Below are 2849 nucleotides of genomic sequence, written 5' to 3'. Positions count from 1 at the left end.
CGCCCGCTCCTGCGAGCGCCGCGCCGGCCGCGATCGGTACGGCGAACGAGACGCCCACCGCCGCGACGAACGCGCCCACGAGCCACCACAGATGGGCGCGCCGCCAGACCCGCAGCGTCACCGCGCGGTCCTGGAGGTAGTCGAACTTCCCCGCGCGCGAGGTGGCCTCGCCCCAGCCGCCGTACCGCCGCCGTCGTACGAGCGCGACCACCGCCGCGCTCAGGACGAACAGCGCCGCCCCGGCGTACAGCCCGACCCAGCGGCCGGTCAGTCCGGGGATCAGCACCCCGATCGCGGCGGCCAGGACCCCGAGCCACCACATAGGGGCCGCGCCGGCCCTTACGATCACCGTCACCCGCGCCAGCGACTGCTGCCCTCCGCGCCCCACGGCCACCGCCTCCTCTTCACCTTCACCGAAGTTTTGGCGGGCAGATTAATGCGGTTTCCTGAGCTTTTCCTGAGAACGGCGAAGCCGGTGCCCCCCGGACCTCTACTCGGCGAACAGCCCCCGGGCCGCCGCCCGCCCGTCGAAGTCCTCCAGGCGCGCCTGCGCGTCCGGCAGGGCGTCGCACATCGCCTCCAGCAGCACCCTCCCCAGGAGCATCGGCGCGCACGCCGTGTCGAAGGCGAGACCGGTGCCGACAGCCGCCGGGATCAGCAGGTCGCTGTGGGCGGCGACGGGCGCGAAGGCCGAGTCGGCGACCGTGACGACGAACAGCCCGGCCTCGCGCGCGTGGTCGAGCGCCTCGACGACCTCCTTGGGATGGCGCGGCAGCGCGAAGCAGAGCAGGGCGCTCGCGCCCGCGCGGCGCGCCGCGTCGACCCGGTCGGCGAGCATCGTGCCGCCCTCGTCGAGGAGCCGGATGTCGGGGTGGACCTTGGCGGCGAAGTAGGCGAAGCCCTTGGCCTGGGCGGACGCGGCGCGCAGACCGAGGACGAGGAGCGGGGTGGACGCGGCGAGTACGCGGCCCGCACGCTCGACCGGGGCCGGGTCGGCGAGCAGGTCGGCCAGCTGGCGCAGATTCTCCAACTCGGCGTGCACGGCCTGCTGGTACTCGTTGTACTCGGACGTGCCCGTGTCCTGGCCGGTGGGCGCGACCTCGCGCAGGTGCTTGCGCAGCGCCGGGTAGCCGTCGAAGCCGAGGGCGACGGCGAAGCGGGTCACCGAGGGCTGGCTGACCCCGGCGAGTTCCGCCAGTTCGACGCTGGACAGGAACGGCGCGTCGACGGCCCGGCGCACCATGCTGTGCGCGATACGCCGCTGGGTGGGCGTGAGCCGGTGGCCCTCGAAGAGCTGCTGGAGCCGGGCGGCCGGACTGTCGCTCACGCGATCCCTCTCGTCGTGCCTGTCATGCCTGTGCTGCCGCTGTTGCCGGAACTGCCGGTCCCGCTCATGTCCGCATCCGTGGTGGCGAGTTGGTCGAGCAGCCGGGCAGCCGCCGTCACATCCTCGGTCAGCGGCCGGTCGGCGACCTCCGGGTCCAGTACGGACTCGGCCAGGGCGAAGGCTCTGCCGACGGGCAGCGATGCCTCGGGCCGCAGGTCGCGCTGGCGCAACGCCCGTACGGCGGCGACGAGTTCGCAGCCGACGACGAGACGGTACGCCTCGCACGCGCGCAGCGTCTGACGCGCGGCCAGCGAGGCGAAGCTGGCCTGCTCCTCCACGCCACGGGACAGTACCGCGTGACCGAGCGAGGCCGGCGCGGAGAAGGCGCGCAGGTCACCGAGGGCGGCCCCGGCCGCGTACTCCAGGATCATCACGCCGGAACTCGCGGGCTCGGCGTCGGCGAGGAAGGGCCGCAGCCGGGTGAGGGCGGGTTCGTTCAGCGCGGAGAGCCGGGAGCTGGAGAGCCGGGCGGTCTGGACGACGGCGAGCCTGAAGTGGTCGAGCGCCAGCGCGAGTTGGGCGAGGTAGAAACCGCCGTGGTGGTACGCGGCGGGCGCCAGGTCGTCGTCCGAGCCCGGACAGATCAGCGGGTTCTCGGCGGCGGAGTTGATCTCGACGGCGAGCGCGCGCTCCAGCGCGTCGGCGGCGTCCCGCGCCGGTCCGTGGACCTGGGGCAGACAGCGGAAGCCGTACGGGTCCTGGATGCGGCCGAGCGGCGGGGTGGGGCGTCCGGGGGCGCCGAGTATGCGCCGCATCCGGGTGGCGACGGCGTACGAGCCGGGGTGCGGGCGCGCGGCGTGGACGGGTTCGGCGTACGCCTCGTAACTGCCGTCGACGGCGAGCAGCGAGAGCGCGGCGACGAGCTCGGTGGCGGCGATGAGCCTGCCCAACTCGTCTAGCGCCAGGGCGGCCTGACCGAGCGTCAGGGCGTTGCTGCTGATGAGGGCGAGGGCGTCGTTGTTGTCGAGGGGCTGCGCCTCGGGCGGCCGGCCGCCCTGCCAGGGGTGTTCGCCGACGAGGGCGAGGCCCAGCTGGGACAGGGCGGCGATGTCACCGGTGCCGACCGAGCCGAACTCGTTGACGACCGGGTGGGCGCCGGCGGCCAGGGCGTCGCAGAGCGCGCCGACGACGGTGGGCCGCAGCCCGGCGCCACCGGCGAGGAGCTGGTTGGCGCGGACGGCGAGCATGGCGCGGACCTCGCGGGCGGGCAGCGGGTTGCCGACGGCGCCTGCGTGGCTGCGCAGCAGCCGCAGCCCGTGGTCGGCGGCGGCTTCGGAGGGGACGGCCTCGGCCCGGTTGGCGCCGACACCGGTGGAGCGCCCGTAGACCCGCCCGGAGGCGGCGAGCTCACGCGCGGTGTGCCAGGACTGCTCGACCCGCTTCATGGCGCCGGTGCCGGGCACGGGGCGGGCAGCCCCGTCGGCCAGCCGGACGATGTCGGCGACGGGGCTGCCCGCCCCGT

At 74.8% G+C, this 2849-nt stretch carries 3 protein-coding genes; all 3 read right to left on the bottom strand.

The window, feature by feature from the left end; translation table 11 throughout:
* Window positions 1-388, bottom strand: a 388-nt coding sequence (locus BHU15_RS37590) for a hypothetical protein (RefSeq protein WP_141726993.1), incomplete at its 3' end; no start/stop codon positions are given.
* A 102-nt stretch (window positions 389-490) separates the two neighbouring features.
* Window positions 491-1327 (bottom strand): MurR/RpiR family transcriptional regulator, encoded by an 837-nt coding sequence (locus BHU15_RS37585; protein ID WP_069631150.1) that lies wholly within the window; start codon window positions 1325-1327, stop codon window positions 491-493.
* On the bottom strand, window positions 1324-2823 hold the full coding sequence (locus tag BHU15_RS37580) for an aromatic amino acid ammonia-lyase (RefSeq protein WP_079128650.1): 1500 nt from the start codon (window positions 2821-2823) through the stop codon (window positions 1324-1326). The genes BHU15_RS37585 and BHU15_RS37580 overlap by 4 nt, the downstream gene beginning before the upstream one ends.
* Between the last annotated feature and the right edge of the window lie 26 nt (window positions 2824-2849).

This window comes from Streptomyces niveus (assembly GCF_001723055.1).
Classification (GTDB): domain Bacteria; phylum Actinomycetota; class Actinomycetes; order Streptomycetales; family Streptomycetaceae; genus Streptomyces; species Streptomyces niveus.
Note: the sequence above shows the minus strand (reverse complement) of the source record. Positions and strands in the feature narration are given on the sequence as shown.